General features: G+C 36.3%; 1 protein-coding gene. It reads right to left on the reverse strand.

Annotated features, from left to right (window positions below; genetic code table 11):
• Positions 1–474 (reverse strand): transposase (locus ACRRVB_RS00805; RefSeq protein WP_432466122.1); only part of this gene is annotated, 474 nt, incomplete at both ends.

A 474-nucleotide genomic window follows, 5' to 3' on the forward strand; every position in this document is an offset into this window, starting at 1 on the left:
CTGTTTGGCATGAGCATACCTATCAACTTTACGTTTAATAGATAGACCTAACCGCTGATAAGTTTGACGCAGTTTAATACCTGTTTTCTTGGCTATACTGACCAGTTTTTCTCTGGCTTTATTAAGCAAAGAAGAGTCAGTTGGGTAACGGATATTTTTCTCCATTACAGTAGTATCAGCTATAACTTTTTCAAGTTCTTTTCGGGTCACTACTTTTTTTTTTAGCGCTAAGTCTATAGTAATAGACAAGATTTTATTGAGACCTTCTTGACCTAATCTATGGCGCCAACGGGTCAATGAACTGGGGTTACAAGGCACCTTAAACTGAAAATAATCATATCCACAAAAGTATTGCCAATAAGGGTTTTCTACCCATCTAACCACTACTTGTTCATCAGAAATATTATACATATGACTGATAATGAGAAGACCTATAATTAAACGAATAGGCAAAGGAGGTTGACCAGGTCCATA

Source organism: Candidatus Cardinium hertigii (assembly GCF_050864855.1).
GTDB classification, from domain to species: Bacteria; Bacteroidota; Bacteroidia; order Cytophagales; family Amoebophilaceae; genus Cardinium; species Cardinium hertigii_C.